General features: G+C 47.3%; 1 rRNA gene. It reads left to right on the top strand.

Features of this window, described 5'->3' with window-relative positions:
* The first annotated feature begins 136 nt into the window (after nucleotides 1-136).
* A 23S ribosomal RNA gene (locus LKACC16343_RS14090) occupies nucleotides 137-3,054 on the top strand.
* The last annotated feature ends 72 nt before the right edge of the window (nucleotides 3,055-3,126 follow it).

Raw genomic sequence — 3,126 nt, 5'->3', positions numbered from 1 at the left:
ACTCGTACCTTGAAAACTGGATATTAAGAATTAATGAATTAAAGAAACACCGAAAACTGCGCGGCAATCTTTTGATTGCCAGCTGTGATGAAAATCATGGCAAATTGTTTTAAATTACTTTTTGTAATTTAATTTAGGTTAAGTTATAAAGGGCGCACGGTGGATGCCTAGGCACTAGGAGCCGATGAAGGACGTAACTAACGACGATACGCCTCGGGGAGCTGTAAGTAAGCTTTGATCCGGGGATTTCCGAATGGGGGAACCCAAATATCGTAATGGATATTTACTTGTCTGTGAATACATAGCAGTCAAGAGGAACACGCAATGAACTGAAACATCTAAGTAGTTGCAGGAAGAGAAAGAAAATTCGATTCCCTGAGTAGCGGCGAGCGAAACGGGAATAGCCCAAACTAAAGAGCTTGCTCTTTAGGGTTGTAGGACTGATGTTGTGAGAACAAAAGGTTATGATAGTCGAACAAGTTGGAAAACTTGGCCAAAGAGAGTGAAAGCCTCGTAAACGAAATCTGATCCACTCCATTCAGTATCCTGAGTACGGCGGAACACGAGAAACTCCGTCGGAATCCGGGAGGACCATCTCCCAAGGCTAAATACTCCCTAGTGACCGATAGTGAACCAGTACCGTGAGGGAAAGGTGAAAAGTACCCCGGAAGGGGAGTGAAATAGATCCTGAAACCGTGTGCCTACAAGTAGTCAGAGTCCGTTTATGGATGATGGCGTGCCTTTTGTAGAATGAACCGGCGAGTTACGTTAACATGCAAGGTTAAGATGAAAAGTCGGAGCCGTAGCGAAAGCGAGTCTGAATAGGGCGACTAAGTATGTTGATGTAGACCCGAAACCAAGTGACCTATCCATGTCCAGGTTGAAGATGCGGTAAAACGCATTGGAGGACCGAACTCGTGTATGTTGAAAAATGCTGAGATGAGATGTGGATAGCGGTGAAATTCCAAACGAACTTGGAGATAGCTGGTTCTCTCCGAAATAGCTTTAGGGTTAGCCTCGAGGTTTAGGATCGTGGAGGTAGAGCACTGTTTGGACTAGGGGCCCGTCTTGGGTTACTGAATTCAGATAAACTCCGAATACCATTGATCTTTACTCGGGAGTCAGACGATGAGTGATAAGATCCACCGTCGAAAGGGAAACAGCCCAGATCACCAGTTAAGGTCCCAAAATTCATGCTAAGTGGAAAAGGATGTGGAAACGCATAGACAACTAGGATGTTGGCTTAGAAGCAGCCATTCATTCAAAGAGTGCGTAATAGCTCACTAGTCGAGTGATTCTGCGCCGAAAATGTACCGGGGCTAAGCATGATACCGAAACTGTGGATGTGTCGTAAGACACGTGGTAGGAGAGCGTTGTAATTGCATTGAAGCCATACCGTGAGGAGTGGTGGAGTGATTAGAAGTGAGAATGCCGGTATGAGTAACGAAAGACCAGTGAGAATCTGGTCGGCCGTAAGACTAAGGTTTCCTGGGGAAGGCTCGTCCTCCCAGGGTTAGTCGGGGCCTAAGATGAGGCCGAAAGGCGTAATCGATGGATAACAGGTTGATATTCCTGTACTAGTTTATTTTGTTTGAACGATGGAAGGACGCAGGAGGATGATGTGTGCACGCTGATGGATATGCGTGTCCAAGCAGTAAGTCTTGATATGAGTCAAATGCTTATATCTTTAAGGACAAGCTGTGATGGGGAGTGAAATTTTAGTAACGAAGCACAATAACTCACACTGCCAAGAAAAGTTCCTAGTTAGAAATAAACTACCCGTACCGCAAACCGACACAGGTAGTCGAGGAGAGTATCCTAAGGTCAGCGAGTGAACTCTCGTTAAGGAACTCGGCAAAATGACCCCGTAACTTCGGGAGAAGGGGTGCTGGTGTAACAGCCAGCCGCAGTGAATAGGCCCAAACAACTGTTTATCAAAAACACAGGTCTATGCTAAATCGTAAGATGACGTATATGGGCTGACGCCTGCCCGGTGCTGGAAGGTTAAGAGGATCAGTTAGCTTTTGCGAAGCTGAGAATTGAAGCCCCAGTAAACGGCGGCCGTAACTATAACGGTCCTAAGGTAGCGAAATTCCTTGTCGGGTAAGTTCCGACCCGCACGAAAGGCGTAATGATTTGGGCACTGTCTCAACGAGAGACTCGGTGAAATTATAATACCCGTGAAGATGCGGGTTACCCGCGACAGGACGGAAAGACCCCATGGAGCTTTACTGTAGCTTGATATTGAGTTTTTGTGTGACATGTACAGGATAGGTAGGAGCCGTTGATTTCGGAACGCTAGTTTCGAAGGAGGCATTGGTGGGATACTACCCTTGTTATATGAAAACTCTAACCTACATCACTTAGCGTGGTGAGGGACAGTGTCTGGTGGGCAGTTTGACTGGGGCGGTCGCCTCCTAAAATGTAACGGAGGCGCTCAAAGGTTCGCTCAGAATGGTTGGAAATCATTCGTAGAATGTAAAGGCATAAGCGAGCTTGACTGCGAGACTGACAAGTCGAGCAGGGACGAAAGTCGGACTTAGTGATCCGGTGGTACCATATGGAAGGGCCATCGCTCAACGGATAAAAGCTACCCTGGGGATAACAGGCTTATCTCCCCCAAGAGTTCACATCGACGGGGAGGTTTGGCACCTCGATGTCGGCTCATCGCATCCTGGGGCTGTAGTCGGTCCCAAGGGTTGGGCTGTTCGCCCATTAAAGCGGTACGCGAGCTGGGTTCAGAACGTCGTGAGACAGTTCGGTCCCTATCCGTCGCGGGCGTAGGAAATTTGAGAGGAGCTGTCCTTAGTACGAGAGGACCGGGATGGACATACCTCTGGTGTACCAGTTGTGCCGCCAGGCGCATCGCTGGGTAGCTACGTATGGACGGGATAAACGCTGAAAGCATCTAAGTGTGAAGCCCCCCTCGAGATGAGATTTCCCATTCCTTTATGGAAGTAAGATCCGTTAGAGAATATGACGTAGATAGGCTGCGGGTGGAAGTGTAGCGATACATGGAGCTGAGCAGTACTAATAGATCGAGGACTTAACCGAGTAAGAGTTTACAGCAGTTTGAAGTGTTTTAATTTAATTCATAATCTTAATATCTAGTTTTGAAGGTACGAG

Source organism: Companilactobacillus bobalius (assembly GCF_002179915.1).
In the GTDB taxonomy this organism is placed as follows: domain Bacteria; phylum Bacillota; class Bacilli; order Lactobacillales; family Lactobacillaceae; genus Companilactobacillus; species Companilactobacillus bobalius.
This window is presented reverse-complemented; position numbering and strand designations above follow the sequence as displayed.